Source organism: Streptococcus sp. SM5, from assembly GCF_027497975.1.
Genome location: NZ_JAJNSC010000006.1, coordinates 62,379 through 78,848 on the forward strand (window position 1 = coordinate 62,379; position 16,470 = coordinate 78,848).

20 protein-coding genes are annotated in these 16,470 nt (G+C 40.1%); 16 read left to right on the forward strand and 4 right to left on the reverse strand.

Annotated elements, in window-relative coordinates:
* Positions 1-11: 11 nt before the first annotated feature.
* The 7 genes from dltC to PAN07_RS06135 all read left to right on the forward strand — a co-directional run bounded on the left by dltC (position 12) and on the right by PAN07_RS06135 (position 6,484).
* A complete protein-coding gene (gene dltC, locus PAN07_RS06105; protein ID WP_000351967.1) occupies positions 12-251 on the forward strand; it encodes a D-alanine--poly(phosphoribitol) ligase subunit DltC in 240 nt (79 codons plus the stop codon).
* The gene (gene dltD / locus PAN07_RS06110) at positions 244-1,512 is read left to right on the forward strand and encodes a D-alanyl-lipoteichoic acid biosynthesis protein DltD (protein WP_084862648.1); all 1,269 of its coding nucleotides are present in this window, start codon (positions 244-246) and stop codon (positions 1,510-1,512) included. The genes dltC and dltD overlap by 8 nt, the downstream gene beginning before the upstream one ends.
* A gap of 151 nt (positions 1,513-1,663) precedes the next feature.
* On the forward strand, positions 1,664-2,104 hold the full coding sequence (gene adcR / locus PAN07_RS06115) for a zinc-dependent transcriptional regulator AdcR (RefSeq protein WP_001249308.1): 441 nt from the start codon (positions 1,664-1,666) through the stop codon (positions 2,102-2,104).
* The gene (locus PAN07_RS06120) at positions 2,104-2,808 is read left to right on the forward strand and encodes a metal ABC transporter ATP-binding protein (protein ID WP_001269496.1); all 705 of its coding nucleotides are present in this window, start codon (positions 2,104-2,106) and stop codon (positions 2,806-2,808) included. Before adcR ends, PAN07_RS06120 begins: the two co-directional genes overlap by 1 nt.
* Positions 2,801-3,607, forward strand: coding sequence for a metal ABC transporter permease (locus PAN07_RS06125; protein WP_084862649.1), 807 nt, complete (start codon positions 2,801-2,803; stop codon positions 3,605-3,607). Before PAN07_RS06120 ends, PAN07_RS06125 begins: the two co-directional genes overlap by 8 nt.
* 9 nt (positions 3,608-3,616) lie before the next feature.
* Positions 3,617-5,122 carry a zinc ABC transporter substrate-binding lipoprotein AdcA gene (gene adcA / locus PAN07_RS06130; RefSeq protein WP_084862651.1) on the forward strand — a complete coding sequence of 502 codons (1,506 nt, stop codon included), beginning with the start codon at positions 3,617-3,619 and terminating at the stop codon, positions 5,120-5,122.
* A 477-nt stretch (positions 5,123-5,599) separates the two neighbouring features.
* Positions 5,600-6,484 carry an SPFH domain-containing protein gene (locus PAN07_RS06135; protein ID WP_004235732.1) on the forward strand — a complete coding sequence of 295 codons (885 nt, stop codon included), beginning with the start codon at positions 5,600-5,602 and terminating at the stop codon, positions 6,482-6,484.
* Positions 6,485-6,746: 262 nt separating this feature from the next.
* Here PAN07_RS06135 and PAN07_RS06140 read toward each other — a convergent pair whose 3' ends face one another.
* The 4 genes from PAN07_RS06140 to PAN07_RS06155 all read right to left on the reverse strand — a co-directional run bounded on the left by PAN07_RS06140 (position 6,747) and on the right by PAN07_RS06155 (position 12,178).
* The gene (locus PAN07_RS06140) at positions 6,747-8,834 is read right to left on the reverse strand and encodes a GH92 family glycosyl hydrolase (RefSeq protein ID WP_084862653.1); all 2,088 of its coding nucleotides are present in this window, start codon (positions 8,832-8,834) and stop codon (positions 6,747-6,749) included.
* A gap of 191 nt (positions 8,835-9,025) precedes the next feature.
* Positions 9,026-10,192 (reverse strand): site-specific integrase, encoded by a 1,167-nt coding sequence (locus PAN07_RS06145; RefSeq protein ID WP_084862654.1) that lies wholly within the window; start codon positions 10,190-10,192, stop codon positions 9,026-9,028.
* A gap of 434 nt (positions 10,193-10,626) precedes the next feature.
* Positions 10,627-11,604: an Abi family protein gene (locus PAN07_RS06150; protein ID WP_084862656.1), complete on the reverse strand. Its 978-nt coding sequence runs from the start codon at positions 11,602-11,604 to the stop codon at positions 10,627-10,629.
* 124 nt (positions 11,605-11,728) lie between these two features.
* Positions 11,729-12,178 carry a helix-turn-helix transcriptional regulator gene (locus PAN07_RS06155; RefSeq protein ID WP_001080845.1) on the reverse strand — a complete coding sequence of 150 codons (450 nt, stop codon included), beginning with the start codon at positions 12,176-12,178 and terminating at the stop codon, positions 11,729-11,731.
* A gap of 209 nt (positions 12,179-12,387) precedes the next feature.
* Between PAN07_RS06155 and PAN07_RS06160 the strand changes: the two genes are divergently transcribed.
* The 9 genes from PAN07_RS06160 (at position 12,388) to PAN07_RS06200 (ending at position 16,395) form a co-directional block, all read left to right on the forward strand.
* Positions 12,388-12,588: a helix-turn-helix domain-containing protein gene (locus tag PAN07_RS06160; protein WP_000040966.1), complete on the forward strand. Its 201-nt coding sequence runs from the start codon at positions 12,388-12,390 to the stop codon at positions 12,586-12,588.
* Positions 12,589-12,709: 121 nt separating this feature from the next.
* Positions 12,710-13,018: a hypothetical protein gene (locus PAN07_RS06165; RefSeq protein ID WP_084862658.1), complete on the forward strand. Its 309-nt coding sequence runs from the start codon at positions 12,710-12,712 to the stop codon at positions 13,016-13,018.
* A 21-nt stretch (positions 13,019-13,039) separates the two neighbouring features.
* Positions 13,040-13,666 carry a Rha family transcriptional regulator gene (locus PAN07_RS06170; protein WP_084862659.1) on the forward strand — a complete coding sequence of 209 codons (627 nt, stop codon included), beginning with the start codon at positions 13,040-13,042 and terminating at the stop codon, positions 13,664-13,666.
* A 334-nt stretch (positions 13,667-14,000) separates the two neighbouring features.
* On the forward strand, positions 14,001-14,501 hold the full coding sequence (locus PAN07_RS06175; RefSeq protein ID WP_084862661.1) for a hypothetical protein: 501 nt from the start codon (positions 14,001-14,003) through the stop codon (positions 14,499-14,501).
* Positions 14,502-14,512: 11 nt separating this feature from the next.
* Positions 14,513-14,713 carry a hypothetical protein gene (locus PAN07_RS06180; RefSeq protein ID WP_084862665.1) on the forward strand — a complete coding sequence of 67 codons (201 nt, stop codon included), beginning with the start codon at positions 14,513-14,515 and terminating at the stop codon, positions 14,711-14,713.
* Position 14,714: 1 nt separating this feature from the next.
* A complete protein-coding gene (locus PAN07_RS06185; RefSeq protein ID WP_084862667.1) occupies positions 14,715-14,930 on the forward strand; it encodes a hypothetical protein in 216 nt (71 codons plus the stop codon).
* Positions 14,927-15,268: a DNA-binding protein gene (locus PAN07_RS06190; RefSeq protein WP_084862668.1), complete on the forward strand. Its 342-nt coding sequence runs from the start codon at positions 14,927-14,929 to the stop codon at positions 15,266-15,268. The genes PAN07_RS06185 and PAN07_RS06190 overlap by 4 nt, the downstream gene beginning before the upstream one ends.
* Entirely contained in the window at positions 15,261-15,542 is a 282-nt protein-coding gene (locus tag PAN07_RS06195) for a transcriptional regulator (protein ID WP_084862670.1), read from the forward strand. The genes PAN07_RS06190 and PAN07_RS06195 overlap by 8 nt, the downstream gene beginning before the upstream one ends.
* Positions 15,529-16,395: a primase alpha helix C-terminal domain-containing protein gene (locus tag PAN07_RS06200; RefSeq protein WP_084862672.1), complete on the forward strand. Its 867-nt coding sequence runs from the start codon at positions 15,529-15,531 to the stop codon at positions 16,393-16,395. The genes PAN07_RS06195 and PAN07_RS06200 overlap by 14 nt, the downstream gene beginning before the upstream one ends.
* Positions 16,396-16,470 lie beyond the last annotated feature (75 nt).

Here is a 16,470-nt window from a genome sequence, read left to right on the forward strand (position 1 = left end):
GGAAATAAAATATGGATATCAAATCAGAAGTTATCGAAATTATTGATGAGTTGTTTATGGAAGATGTTTCTGACATGATGGATGAAGATCTTTTTGACGCAGGTGTCTTGGATAGTATGGGAACGGTTGAATTGATTGTGGAGATTGAAAACCGTTTTGACATTCGTGTCCCTGTAACAGAATTTGGTCGTGATGACTGGAATACAGCCAATAAAATCATAGCTGGCATTGTGGAGCTACAAAATGCTTAAACGCTTATGGATGATCTTCGGACCGGTCTTGATAGCTGGCTTGTTGGTTTTTCTGCTCATTTTCTTTTATCCTACTGAGATGCATCATAATCTAGGAGCTGAAAAGCGTTCAGCGGTGGCTACTACTATCGATAGTTTTAAGGAGCGAAGTCAAAAGGTCAGAGCCCTATCTGATCCAAATATGCGTTTTGTTCCCTTCTTTGGCTCCAGTGAATGGCTTCGTTTTGATGGTGCTCATCCTGCAGTTTTGGCTGAGAAGTACAATCGCTCCTACCGTCCCTATCTTTTAGGACAGAGAGGAGCTGCATCACTCAATCAGTATTTTGGGATGCAACAGATGTTGCCACAGCTAGAGAATAAACAAGTTGTGTATGTTATCTCACCACAGTGGTTCAGTAAAAATGGTTATGAACCAGCAGCTTTCCAGGAATATTTTAATGGAGACCAGTTGACCAGTTTTCTGGAAAATCAATCTGGAGATCAGGCTAGTCAATATGCAGCGACTCGCTTACTACAGCAGTTTCCCAACGTAGCTATGAAGGAACTGGTTCAGAAGTTGGCAAGCAAAGAAGAATTGTCGAATGAAGACAATGAAATGATTGAATTATTGGCTCGGTTTAATGAACGCCAAGCTTCCTTTTTTGGTCAGTTTTCTGTTAGGGGCTATGTCAATTATGATAAGCATGTGGGTAGATATTTAAAAACCTTGCCGGACCAGTTTTCTTATCAAGCCATAGAAGATATTGTTAAAGCAGATGCCGAAAAGAATACTTCTAATAATGATTTAGGAATGGAAAATTATTTCTATACTACTCAGATTAAAAAGGATTTGAAGAAATTAAAAGGTTCTCAGAAAACACATACCTATCTCAAGTCGCCAGAATATAATGATTTGCAGTTGGTGTTGACACAGTTTTCTAAATCCAAGGTAAACCCGATTTTTATCATTCCACCTGTTAATAAAAAATGGATGGACTATGCTGGTCTACGAGAGGATATGTACCAACAAACGGTACAGAAGATTCGCTACCAGTTAGAAAGTCAAGGTTTTACTAATATAGCAGATTTTTCTAAGGATGGAGGGGAGCCTTTTTTTATGAAGGATACCATTCATATTGGTTGGTTGGGTTGGTTGGCTTTTGACAAGGCAGTTGATCCTTTCCTATCCAATCCCACCCCAGCTCCGACGTACCATTTGAATGAGCGCTTCTTCAGTAAAGACTGGGCAACTTATGATGGAGATGTCAAGGCATTTCAATAGATAATAGTATAGAAGAGTTCAAGGATGAAACTAGTTTTCACGTTTTTTCTTGACTCTTTTTTTGCTTGTGATATAATTAACTGGTAAATAAAATTCCAAAGAATAGTATTTTTCTCATAAAAAGAGAAGTCCAAAAGGAAAGGAGTCAGATATGAGACAGCTAGCGAAGGATATCGATGCCTTTTTGAATGAGGTGATTTTACAGGCGGAAAACCAACATGAAATCCTAATAGGTCATTGTACTAGCGAGGTAGCTCTGACCAATACTCAGGAGCATATCCTCATGCTTTTGTCAGAGGAATCTTTAACAAATTCAGAGTTGGCTCGTCGTCTCAATGTCAGTCAGGCGGCAGTTACCAAGGCCATTAAGTCTTTGGTCAAGGAAGGAATGTTGGAAACGTCTAAAGATCCTAAGGATGCGCGTGTGATTTTTTATCAGTTGACTGACTTGGCTCGTCCAATTGCTGAGGAGCACCATCATCACCATGAGCATACGCTTTTAACCTATGAACAAGTGGCGACTCAGTTTACTCCAAATGAACAAAAAGTGATTCAGCGGTTTTTGACTGCTTTAGTAGGAGAAATCAAATAATGAGATATATTACGGTAGAGGATTTGTCCTTCTATTATGATAAGGAGCCTGTTCTTGAGCATATCAATTATAGTGTTGATAGTGGGGAATTTGTTACCTTGACGGGGGAGAATGGAGCAGCTAAGACGACACTCATCAAAGCCAGTCTTGGGATTCTCCAACCACGCATTGGTAAGGTGACTATTTCAAAGACAAATACTCAGGGAAAAAAATTGAGAATAGCCTATCTTCCTCAACAGATTGCCAGTTTTAATGCTGGTTTTCCAAGTACGGTTTATGAATTTGTCAAGTCGGGCCGCTATCCGCGAAAGGGTTGGTTCCGTCGCTTGAATGCTCATGATGAGGAGCATATTAAGGCTAGTCTAGACTCAGTTGGCATGTGGGAACACCGAGATAAACGCTTGGGGTCTCTCTCTGGGGGGCAAAAGCAGAGAGCGGTGATTGCGCGTATGTTTGCCTCTGATCCAGATGTGTTTATCCTAGATGAGCCGACAACGGGGATGGATGCAGGAAGTAAAAATGAATTTTACGAACTGATGCACCACAGCGCCCATCATCATGGCAAGGCTGTTTTGATGATTACTCATGACCCTGAAGAAGTTAAGGACTATGCGGACCGCAATATTCATCTAGTCCGTAACCAAGACTCGCCATGGCGTTGTTTCAACGTTCATGAGAATGACCAGGAGGTGGGCCATGCTTAGTTTATTATCTTATGACTTTATGCAGCGTGCCTTTATAGCCGTCATTGCTATGAGTCTTTTCTCGCCAGTTCTTGGAACATTCCTGATCTTGCGTCGTCAGAGTTTGATGAGTGATACTCTTAGCCACGTCTCACTTTCAGGTGTAGCCTTTGGTTTGGTTCTAGGGATTTCTCCGACTGTTTCTACGATTGCCATTGTCTTGATTGCGGCGGTCTTTTTGGAGTATCTCCGTACGGTTTACAAGAGCTTTATGGAAATCGGGACAGCTATCCTCATGTCGACAGGTCTGGCTGTTTCTCTGATTGTCATGAGCAAGGGTAAAAGCTCGAGTTCTATGAGTTTGGACCAGTATCTTTTTGGTTCAATCGTGACTATCAGCGAAGAGCAGGTTATTTCCCTTTTTGTCATTGCGGCGGTTGTTTTGATTTTGACCTTCCTCTTCCTTCGTCCGATGTACATTTTGACCTTTGATGAGGATACGGCCTTTGTGGATGGCTTGCCAGTTCGTACCATGTCTATTCTTTTTAACATGGTGACAGGGGTGGCTATTGCTCTGATGATTCCTGCAGCAGGAGCTCTGCTGGTGTCGACCATTATGGTCTTGCCAGCTAGTATTGCCCTGCGTCTGGGGAAAAACTTTAAATCGGTTATGTTGCTTGCCAGTGCGATTGGGTTTTTGGGAATGGTAGCAGGACTTTACATTTCCTATTATGCAGAAACACCTGCAAGTGCAAGTATTACCATTATTTTTGTAACTGTCTTTTTACTCATTAGTTTAGTAAGACGTTTTATCAAATAGGAGACTAACGTGAAAAAAATTAGCTTATTGTTCGCCAGTCTATGTGCCCTGTTTTTAGTGGCTTGTTCCAATCAAAAGCAGGCGGATGGCAAACTCAATATCGTGACAACCTTTTACCCTGTCTATGAATTTACCAAGCAAGTCGCAGGAGATACTGCTAATGTAGAACTCCTTATCGGTGCTGGTACAGAACCCCATGAATATGAACCATCTGCCAAGGCAGTTGCCAAAATCCAAGATGCAGATACTTTCGTTTATGAAAATGAAAACATGGAAACATGGGTCCCTAAATTGCTAGATACTTTGGATAAGAAAAAAGTGAAAACCATAAAGGCAACAGGCGATATGTTGCTCTTGCCAGGTGGCGAGGAAGAAGAGGGAGACCATGACCATGGAGAAGAAGGTCATCATCACGAGTATGATCCCCATGTTTGGTTGTCACCAGTCCGTGCTATCAAACTGGTAGAGCACATCCGTGATAGCTTGTCAGCAGATTATCCTGATAAAAAAGAGACCTTTGAGAAGAATGCTGCTGCCTATATCGAAAAATTGCAAGCCTTGGATAAGGCTTATGCAGAAGGCTTATCTCAAGCTAAACAAAAGAGCTTTGTGACTCAGCACGCAGCCTTTAACTACCTTGCTTTGGACTATGGACTCAAGCAGGTCGCAATCTCAGGCCTCTCTCCAGATGCCGAGCCATCAGCTGCTCGTTTGGCAGAATTGACAGAATACGTCAAGAAAAATAAAATCGCCTATATCTACTTTGAAGAAAATGCTTCACAAGCTCTTGCTAACACACTTTCAAAAGAAGCAGGTGTCAAAACAGATGTCCTTAATCCTTTAGAAAGTTTGACAGAAGAGGATACCAAGGCTGGAGAAAATTACATCTCTATCATGGAGAAAAACCTCAAGGCTCTAAAACAAACAACAGACCAAGAAGGCCCAGCAATTGAGCCTGAAAAGGCAGAGGATACCAAGACAGTTCAAAATGGTTACTTTGAGGATGCAGATGTCAAGGACCGCACCTTGAGTGACTATGCAGGTAACTGGCAATCAGTTTATCCTTTCCTTGAAGATGGTACGTTTGATCAAGTCTTTGACTACAAGGCTAAGTTGACTGGTAAGATGACCCAGGCTGAGTACAAGGCTTACTATACAAAAGGCTATCAGACAGATGTGACTAAGATTAACATTACTGATAACACTATGGAATTTGTTCAAGGTGGACAAAGTAAGAAATATACTTACAAGTATGTCGGCAAGAAAATCTTGACTTATAAGAAAGGCAATCGTGGCGTGCGCTTCCTCTTTGAAGCCACAGATGCTGACGCTGGACAATTCAAGTATGTTCAGTTTAGTGACCACAATATCGCCCCAGTTAAGGCAGAACATTTCCATATCTTCTTTGGAGGTACAAGCCAAGAAGCTCTCTTTGAAGAGATGGATAACTGGCCAACCTACTACCCAGATAACCTATCTGGACAAGAAATCGCCCAAGAAATGTTGGCGCATTGATGAGAAAACCGACTAGTTCATAGGAGCTAGTCGGTTTTTGGATACCAGATGGTGACTTCATTATAGACCTTTCAGATACCTAAGGAACGTAATTGGTAACCGATGACAAAAATAGTATACACATCAAATTTAGATCATCAACCTTACTTGATGCTTGAACTATTGGAGTGCGGTTCACTTCAATGATGTTTTTTGTGAGTCTTTTAAAGGGATTAACCGTTACTTGTTTCGTTTCTTTGTCCACGACTTGTAAAGCTCAGATAGTATGTTGATAATCAACGGAGTTAGAGAGAACTAGCATGGTGCACCTAATTCTTTACCAGTTGGTTTAGCAAGAAATCAGACGACAATGTGACAATTCACCTCTAATTATTGACATTTCAGGAAAAATCGCAGTAAAAACTGCACAGCCTTCTTTAAATGTGCTATAATACAGGAAAAATAATGATGGAGGTCACGATAATGGCAACATTTTTGATGATTTTTGTGGTGGTTTGTGTGCTCCTATTGGTGATAGTCACACTGAGTACAGTTTATGTAGTTCGTCAGCAGTCGGTGGCGATTATTGAACGCTTTGGGAAATACCAAAAGGTTGCCAATAGCGGTATTCATATTCGCTTGCCTTTTGGGATTGACTCGATTGCAGCGCGGATTCAGTTGCGTTTGTTGCAAAGTGATATTGTGGTTGAGACTAAGACCAAGGATAATGTGTTCGTTATGATGAATGTGGCGACTCAGTACCGTGTCAATGAGCAGAGCGTGACAGATGCCTACTATAAACTCATGCGTCCAGAATCTCAGATTAAATCTTATATCGAAGATGCTCTTCGCTCTTCTGTTCCCAAATTAACCTTAGATGAATTGTTTGAGAAAAAAGATGAGATTGCCCTCGAAGTTCAACACCAAGTGGCGGAAGAAATGACTACTTACGGTTATATTATTGTGAAAACCTTGATTACTAAGGTCGAACCAGATGCAGAAGTCAAGCAATCCATGAATGAAATCAATGCGGCGCAACGCAAACGGGTCGCAGCGCAAGAATTGGCGGAAGCCGACAAGATTAAAATCGTCACTGCAGCTGAAGCCGAAGCAGAAAAAGACCGCCTCCATGGTGTGGGGATTGCCCAACAACGTAAGGCGATTGTGGATGGATTGGCAGAGTCTATCACAGAACTCAAGGAAGCCAATGTTGGTATGACAGAAGAGCAAATCATGTCTATCCTCTTGACCAACCAGTATTTGGATACCTTAAATACCTTTGCCTCTAAAGGAAATCAGACTATCTTTTTACCAAATACGCCAAATGGTGTGGATGATATCCGTACACAAATCTTGTCAGCCCTTCGCGCTGAGAAGAAATAATAGACTAAAGAGCCTGGAGTCAGGCTCTTTTTAGTGTTCGTGAGAGATAAGTCTTAGCTATTCATAAAAGTTACTAACAGGTTGTGGATAAGTGTGGATAACTTCTGATTATTTTAGTGATATTTCTTATTTGTGTGACCAATTTAGTAACTTTTGAGGATTATAAAGTAGTTTTAATTGCTGCAACTCAAGAGTTAAGCACAGCTTGGGATAGTTATTCACAGATTGTGGATAACCTTGGGGATTGCAGATTTTTTATTATTTAGCGATGACTTGGTAACCAGCTAAGTGTGAAGGTTAGTTGTTCAGCTTTTAAGAGGTTTTGGTGTTGAATAGTTGATACGAGTGTTTTATCCAGTCGGCATTCTTTTACAAAGTTAAAATGGCTGTGGTTTTGCTCAGCATGAATATCTAGCCATTTATCTTCTTTGGCAAGATAGACTCGGAGATGGTCAAAGAGAGGAATTCCGAGATCATAGCTTGGTTTTCCTGGACAGGTCGGATAAAATCCGAGAGCTGACCAGATGTACCAGGCTGAGAGACTGCCATTGTCTTCATCGCCAGGATAGGCTTCCCAACTTGGGTGAAAAGCTTTCTGACGGAGCGTCTTGATGAGAAGGGCAGTGTAGTAAGGGTAATCGCTGTAGCGGAAGAGATAAGGAATGTGGAAGCTTGGCTGGTTGGAAATGGCGAGTTGCCCAAAAGGAGCAGTAGACATTTCGCTCATTTCGTGAATCTCGTAGCCATAGCCTATTGTCTCAAAGAGGGGAGCATCTTGACAGGTTTTCAAAAGATAGTTGCTGAAGGTTTCTTTTCCACCCATAAGTTGGATTAAGTCTGGGATGTCGTGAAGGACGCCTAAAGTTGCTTGGATGGCTGAACATTCGGCATAATCACGTCCCCAACTATAAGGAGAGAAGTCAAGGCGGAAGTTGCCTTGACTATCACGCGCTCGCATGTAACCTGTCTCAGCGTCAAATAGATGTCGGTAATTGTGTGAAGTAGTCTTATAAGTCTCAGCAATCTCTATTTGCCCCAGTTTTTCGGCACAGCTTGCGATACAAAAGTCACTATAGGCATAGTCTAGGGTGTGGCTGACGCTTTCGTGGTGGTCGGTAGATAGGTAGCCTAGTTCTTGGTATTGGGCTAGTCCGTGGCGGCCATTGATGCCAAGAGGGTCGGACTTGCTGGCTGTTTCAAGCATGGCTTGAAGGAGTTCTTCTTCCAAGTCGGGAGCCATGTCCTTGCAGGCGCTATCTGCGATAATGCCATCTAGCAGGGTACCCGGCATCATGCCACGTTCATCTGGGGCCAGCCATTTTGGAAGAAATCCGGTATCGCGGTAGCTATTGAGGAAACCTTCTAAAAAGAGACGATAATGCTCTGGTATGATAAGGGCAAAGAGGGGGAAGGTGGTGCGGAAGGTATCCCAGAAACCATTGTTGCTAAAGAGGACACCGGGCTTGACAGTTCCAGTAGCCAGATCTTTGTGGATTGCTTGCCCTGATTCATCAACCTCATAAAAAGTCTGTGGGAAGAGGAAGAGTCTGTAAAGGCAGTGGTCAAAGAAGGTTCGGTCAGCCTCTCCTGTCTCGATAACGTCAAAACGATGGAGGAGATTTTCCCAGTTCGCTTGGGCACTTGCTTTACTGCTATCAAAATCTTCTTGAGGTAGATTGACTAGAGCTTGAGAAGGGGAGATGAAAGAAGTGCCTAGTTGAATCTCAGCATGGCTGCTTGCTAAGTCAATTCGCCAGTCTCCACCTTCTTGGCTGATAGCAAGAATATCCGTATTCGACTGTAGAGCAGTGAACATCGTTAGCGAATTTTTATTGGTTTCAGTTTTACCTTCTTGTCGCAGGGCAAGAGTCCGCTTATTTACTTGTTCTACTGTCAGTTCATCTGCTGCGTGAAGATAGAGGGAGAGGGCTTTACCTTGCTTTTGCTCCAAACGAATAGAAGCTCCGTAGCAAGTCGGTGTGAGCTGGCTTTCAATCTGATAGCGCAGGGAGAAAATCTTCAGATAATGAGGCTGGAAAGTAGCCTTATTCATATCATAGGAAGATTGGCGGTGGAAGAGACTGTCTCCACCTAGTTGACCTGTGACAGGTGTCAGGAGGAGCCAAGAGTAGTCCCCAATCCAAGGACTGGGTTGGTGGGTTAGTCGAATCCCCTGAAAGATAGGCAGATGCGGATCGAAAAACCAAGAGCCCTCCTGGTCACTGGTCTGGGGCACAAAGTAATTCATCCCAAAAGGAAGGCCTGTATAAGGCAGGGTATTTCCTCGGGAAAAGGCATGCTTGCTGGCAGTTCCAAAGCGAGTATCGATGGTTTCAAGTAGTGGTTTCATAGTCTTTCCTTTAGCTGTTTTTCTACATTATATCAGAAAAAGAAGGCCTTTAGAAAAGGAGTTTCAAAGATAACTATTTTGTAGAAAAATGAGCCTTTTTTAAAATAAATCTAACAAAAACCCTGTTGCTATTGGCTTTTTGCTTTGTCTTGAATTGTTAATTTTTGAATTTGCTCCCCTTTTTGCTCCCCTTATAGTGCTTTTAGTGCAGTTTCGTAGAATGATACTGCTTTTTTTGCGTTCTCTTTTGAGAGGTGGCTATATGTGTCCATGGTCATGCTGATTTGAGAGTGACCTAGACGGTGTTGGAGTTCTTTGTATGGTATTCCAGAGTTAAGCAAGAGACTAGCGTGAGTGTGCCGGAATCCGTGAAAGCCAATGTTAGGAACGTCAGCACGCTTAAAATGTGTTAGTAATCTTTTTTTAAGTTTTACAATGCTAGTATATTCATGAATGAAGTCAGAAAATACGACACTTTCACGTTGCCCTATCTTCCAAGCTTCTTTAGTTTGGCGTAGTTTGTACTGCTTCAGCATGCTAACAGTCTCTTGATCTATATCTATATCCCGATAACTAGACTTCGACTTTGGGCTATTGATTTCTAAATACCGATTTAGTGTTTTGGTGACATGCACGATAGCATTATCTAAATCTATATCAGACCAAGAAAGGGCTAAAGCTTCATTGATACGACAACCAGTTGCCAGTAGGAACTTATAGAGCGTTACATCATAGTAATAACGATATTTACAACTATCTAAATTATCAAGATAAACAAGAAACTTTTTTAACTCTTGATTATCAAAGTGCTTTAGCTTTTGTCGCTTTGCTTTCTGAGTGTTGCGAGGTAAAACCACATCACGCGCAGGATTGGACGGTATAGCTTGCATGGTTACGCCATACTGTAAGATACGTTTGTTTAAAGCGTGTATCTTGTCATAATGTAGAAAAGCCCCTTTTTCCCCTCTATTAGTCTTATCAGCAAGTTCGTTGATAATGGACTGGATAAGTGGAGTAGTGAGCTTATCGAGCTTATACTCCCCGAATGTAGGCAATATGTGATTATCTATTAGCGCTCTAACGTTTCCTTGAGTGTTTGGCTTAACTGTATTCTTATAGCTTTCCCACCAGAGAGTTGCCAATTCTTGATAGTTTTTTATGGTAACAGCCTTTTGTCTGGTAGATCCTGCTTTTTGAAAAGCTATTTTTTCTTTAGTGGCCTTTTGCTTTACCTCTTTATGTGTCCGACCTGTTACTTTGGTTTTTACTTTCTTTCCTGTTACCTGGTCAACTCCTAGATATATATTAGCACGATAGACTTTACTACCGTCTTTTTTTATAACTTCAGTTATTTTCATGATGATAAACCTTTCTAAAATACATCAGCAGGCAAGCCATTATCAAAAAGGTTTTATATCATGCTAGGGGATTCACAGTTTGCCCTGTATTCAATTTTAAGCAGTCAGACGGTAAATAATACCAGAGTTGGAAACAAGGCGGATATGGGGCTTATATGGGCAATAGAAAAAGTGTACCGACTAAAAAGCTGATACACTTAATTTCTTGTTGTAACCCTGACCTATATAGAGATACAGGTATAGAGCAGTGTAACCCATAGGGTTTCTTTTACGATTAAGAATTACGGTATCACTTTTTAGAAAGTTTTACAAAATAAAAAAACACCGGTGTTTTAAGTCCGATGTTTTTAGATAAGTTCCGAAAAACGTTATCGCGATTAATAGTTACTATTCTATCAATAAGTTACATTTTTTGCAACAAAAACATCGAAAATTTATAGATTTTTTAAAAATAGCTTTATTTTTGCGAAACTATCTACTCCAAGGATTAAATGGACATCGTGGGGGTTTTTGATAGTTTGAGAATACTCTTTAATTATTTTTTCATAACGAGTAATGAAACTCCGTATTTCTATCTTACTAAAACGTAGTAGTTTTAAATAATAAGCAATCAAAATTACATAATCAGTAATTGTTTTGAAGTTTATATTTTTAACTTTAGTATGTTTCTCAAGGTGTTTAATGATCATGCCCTTAATTTTAAAAGTATTAAAACGACAATCAAAAACAACGTTATTATGAGCGATTGCATTGCGTAAATCTTTAATAATGAAGATGTGTTTGGATAGTAATTCAAGATTGGTATCTAGACTAGTGTCTAAACAACCTAAATCTTCTTGAATTTTACGGCGGGTGTGATTATTTAGTCTCTCAATAATACTCCCTAAGTCTCCCATTGTAGTATGCTCAAAAATTGCCCAGAATGGTATTGATTTATTTTGATGGACATAATGCTGAATGATGGAACTTTTAGTGTAATTATTTGCTATTGTGCCTTCCATATTACGACGTAGATTTAGAAATTTACCCATTTCTTTCTTATACTCTTTTGAGTTTTTTGGAAAATCATCGAAGTGATTCAATTTTTGTTTAAAGATAGAATCCATGTAAATATCGGAATCTGTTACAAGAACTTCGAGCGTGTAATTGTTGATTGCTGTTTCAACTTTCATAACTTCAGGATATAATAGCGCCTTTAATGTATTATCGAAATTATAAGTTTTTTTGATTTCATCAAAAGTTGTAAAACTAAGCAAATTATTCTTTTTACGAACAAATCTGTAAGCCTTGTAACCGTGGTAATATCCTATGTTTCTGAGAGTTCTTTTTTGAGAACTCCCCTTTATTTTAATTTTATGACTTTTTCTAATATGACGCATCAGGCCGTCGATGCTTTTTCCTTTTTCGCTCATGATTCTCCTTTCTATTTGTAAAATTCGCTCAATTTTGCGCTTTAGTCTGTAAAATCGGCTTTCTATTCTTCAATTTCCCCCGTTTTTGCACTTTAGAGAGTGGAAAGTGGAAATTTATTTGCTATTAATCGTTGTCTTTTTTAAATGATACTGCATCTTTCTTTGCAAATTTTTTTGCAATAGTTCTAAGTAGTTCTCTCTCATCATCTGTGCAGAAAAAGTAGTTAAGCATCAATTCTAGGGCGAATGGTTCAAGATGCTTTCTTAATTTTTCATAGTCATAAAAATCTAAATCGGTTTTTGATAATTGCATATAGTCAAATTCTTGCCATGAACGATACTCTCTTGGTGTTGGAATGTAACCATCAAATGGGTCTTTTTTACTATTTGTGTAATTTAGTAAGTATCCAACACTTACCCCAAAGTAATCAGCTAATTGTTTTGCTTTTTCTGGTTTGATTTGGCTTTCTCCGTTTTCCCAATTTTGAAGAGTCCGATAATGAACCCCAATATTCTCAGCTAACTCTTTTTGAGATAGCTTTTTTTCTTGTCTTAATTCTTTCAATCTATTCATGCTTTATCACACCTTTCACAGATGATTATATACTATATCTTAAAAAAAGTACAATTTTTTTGTGCAAAAAATTAAAAAAACAGTTGACAATAGAAAAAATATTGTGTATCATACAAATCAAGCATAGAAAAATTGTGCATAACCTCCTCCAACCTTTCACACTTTCAATCTATTCATGGAGGGGGATTTTTTTAGAAAGGGGGAAACCTATGAGCAAACTACGAGGCTATCGAGTTATGTTAGGGCTAACTCAACAACAGATGGCGGACAAGCTAAAAATTTCTTTGCAGTCATACAATAACAAAGAATTAGGTAAAACGCCATTCAATGACAAAGAACGCCTAGCAATTAAATCAATGGTTGCAGAAATCAAATCAGATATAACCATAGATGAACTATTTTATAGCTAGAAAGGAGCGAATCAATCGCAACACTACAATACATATACAGATTTCTTATGTGGTGCTTTACCACTGGGGATTGACCTGCTCGGAAGAAATATCCGACCTAGAACATAAAGGAGAAAACAACATGAACAATAAACAAGTATATCAAGCACAAACAACTGACCACGGTATCGCTAGAGCATTAGGCGAAGAAATTCGCATGATCACAGACGTTGAAGAAACAGCTTACAATGGACACGGTGAAATCATTGTTGAGTACACCAGTGGCGTTGCATTGACAAAACTATTTGACCGTATTAAATCACTTTACGAAAAAGGCGAAAGCTACGAAACAAAACCATTCTTACATTTTAAAGTATTGGAAGATGATATTGAATCAAGCCCAAATGGAGTTTTCACTGCTAAAGAGGTGGCGGAGTTTTTAGGAATTTGATTAACAATAAGGAGCAAACCAATGGAATTAGTCTATATGGACGGTAAAAAAGAGCCGTATACACTGAGCAGTATTGTGGCAGAGTGCACGGGATTGCAACATCACACAATAACCAAGACGATCCGCAAACATCAAGTAAGGTTTGAACAGTTCGGAAAGGTTGGATTTAAAATCCAAGCTATGGAGAGTGGCCAGAATACCAAGGACTATATTTTGAATGAGCAACAAGCGACCTTGTTAGTTACATTTTTAAAGAATACCGAGCAAGTGGCCAACTTCAAAACCAACCTAGTCAAAGCCTTCTTTGAAATGCGTGAGGAGCTTTCTAAGTTTCGTATGCAGAGGGAGCTAGAAAAGCCAAAAAGAAAAACACTGCATGACAGTATTGAAACATGGGAGGCAAAACCCAAGCACGCGCATAGCACCATGAACAACCTGCTACTAAAAGCAGTAACCGACAGGAACGCTAAGCAGTTAAGGGAAGAACGTGGGGGCTATAATGGCATCGATAGCTTGACCAGTGAGGAGCTGGAGCAGTACCAGGCATTTGAAGACATGGTAATAGCCATGATTGGCTTGAATATGAGTTATCAGGAAATCAAAGCTATGGCATTCAGAAATAAAAAAACACGCCAAAGAAGCGCGTGATTGCAACAAAAAAGGCTTAGCAATAACCACACCGCAGAGCCTTTCACACTAACACTAAAACGAATTTAACAAAAAGCAGGCAAGCTATTATCAAAGAGGTTTTAGTAAAGATTTATACCTAGATTATAGCATATTTAGGGCAATTTGACCATACGGAGAGCGCCAACTCTTTAAACTGGTACTTTCTCACGCTTTCAATTTGGCGACTCTGAGTGTGAGGATATCGTCTATAAGAAACAACTCAAAAATCCCCACACTCTCCGACCGCCAAGTTTTTGAGTGTGAGGATATCCTGGATAGTAAACGACAATTAAAAGGCCAACGGAGGAAAAACATGATAGCAGATCAATTAGAAGCTATTTCAACAAATTTAGAAGAAATACAAGAAATTCTTGTAGGAGATGGAACTGCATTAGCTAAAAGAGAAATTAGTAGAGTATTGAACGACTTGGATGATGTCTACAATGAACTAACTAGCACAGAATACCGTGAACAACAGGAAACACTTAAGGAACAGACGGAAAGGATGAAACAGAGAGTAGTTGCTGAAGTAATAGGAGAACTAGAAGAACGAGAAGAGTCTTATTACAGAAATTATTGGGGTGATACTAAGTTTATAAAGCTACTTTCCAACTTTGATGGATTTCTTTTCTTAAACACTTACCTAGCTGAAATAACTAAAGAGAATACCTACCCAATGGAACAAAGCCAATTATTGAATTATGTATGGGAAGTCATAGCGGTTGATATCGCAAAGAAAAAACGAGGGAAAAAGAACGTTTTGGATTCATGGACAGACTCATCCTTATATACTCGTGGAATGATGATTGATTAGGAGGCAATGCAATGACATTAGACCTAGACAACATGACACAAGCAGAATTTGATAAACAAATGGCTGAAATCAAGGAGAGAAATCCGAATCTCTTCCAGTTTATTGCTGATTTTGTAGATAGAAAGGTAAGTACCGAAGAGGTAGATGAGTTTTTGAAGATGGAGCGAACTGATCAAGTGGAATATATCAAGAATTACAAAGCGAGGGCATAGCATGAATGAACTAGATTTGACCAATACACAAGCGGTTGTCTTTATGATGGTATTGATTGGCTTACTGCTTTATCTAAACCACCGAGACCGCAAAAAAAGCGCCCAATTTGAGCGAGAAAACCAACAGACGATAGAAACACCTAGCGAAGATTTAAGCCCTGATTATGGGCGTTATATCCAGCTTGCAGGGGTCAACGTATGGGGAGGAACTGAATGAGTCTATCAGAGAATGACAAACGAGTATTAAGACTAATCAAGGTAGGGGCTGAGAACTCCATAACAGGGGCAGAAATCAGCCTGATCACTAAGCTAGCAGAAAGAACCGTGCAAGATATTATCAGCCGTCTAATCACGCGCCATAGCGTTCCTATTGTTGGGGTTCGCCATGGAATATTTAGAGGATATTTTATCCCAGCTAACAAAGAGGAGCTACTGGACGGAGCAAAAACATTTTACAATCAAATACGAGAAGAAGAAAAGCGCCTAGCGGTGTTGATGAACAGCGACTTAGAAAGTTATAAGGATTTACTAAAGGGGGTATGTGGATATGTTTAGCCTAAGTCGAGAAAGTGAGCAAGACCTAGCGCATGGCATTCTGGAGGTAGTGGAAAGATACCTGGAAGCGCGTGATATACACAAACCACGACTGACAGGTTTAATATCAGCCCAGGAAGTCATGGATGAGTTAGATATAAAATATATGACACTCCAAAAATGGGAAAAAGCAGGGCTAAGGCGATACCAGCCCCCACTAGAAGATACTCGGAAAATCTATTATAGAATTTCTGATTTGATGAAGTTTCTGGGGGTGGAGAATGACAATTTATGAGGCTAAAGGCTTTCAGAGTAATCTTGTCTATCCATTTGATAAAATTGAGCCGTTCCAGTACATTGAACGCTTTAACCCTTTGGTAGTTCCTGAAGGGGCAAACATTGAAGAATTTAAACGTACACAAGCGCCTTACTGTATCAGTGGGAAAGTAACGCCAGAAAAGAATGGCAGTTACAAGCGAAACAACTCCAGTCTAATCTATCGGGATTTGATTTTCCTTGATTATGACGATATACAGGGGACGTCTGAGGGCTTTATAAAGGCTGTTTCTAGCGCTTTATTTGGCTACTCCTATATCTTATACCCGACTATTAAACATAGCTTAGAAAAGCCCCGTTTTCGCCTTGTAGTGAAGTCTGACAACGTGATGAACGAGGCAACCTATAAGCAGGTAGTGAAAGAGATTGCTGATAAGATTGGGCTACCCTTTGACATGGCAAGTCTAACCTGGTCACAACTCCAAGGGCTGCCAGTAACAACAGGCGACCCAGCAAGTTATCAAAAGATTGTAGAGCATGGACTTGATTATCCAGTCCCACAGACAACGGCTGAACTAGTTAAACAGAATGCTACAAGCCTTCCATATACTCCAAGGCCAAGCGGTCAGAAATCTATGACCATGAGGATCATTGACACGCTTTTCAACGGATTTGGAGACGAGGGAGGGCGAAACGTAGCATTGACACGCTTTGTAGGTTTACTCTTTAATAAGTGGGTTGATTGTGACCTAGAGACCGCTTATGAACTTACAAAGATAGCCAATAGCGTGACAGTTGAACCATTGCCTATTGAAGAGCTAGACCGCACTTTTAGCAGTATAGCACGGGCTGAATATAGAAAGAGAGGTTAGAACCATAGAACTAGAAGAATTAGCAAACCTAAAAAGTGAAATCTTGGAGGTCAGAGAGCAAGAACAACCTCCTAG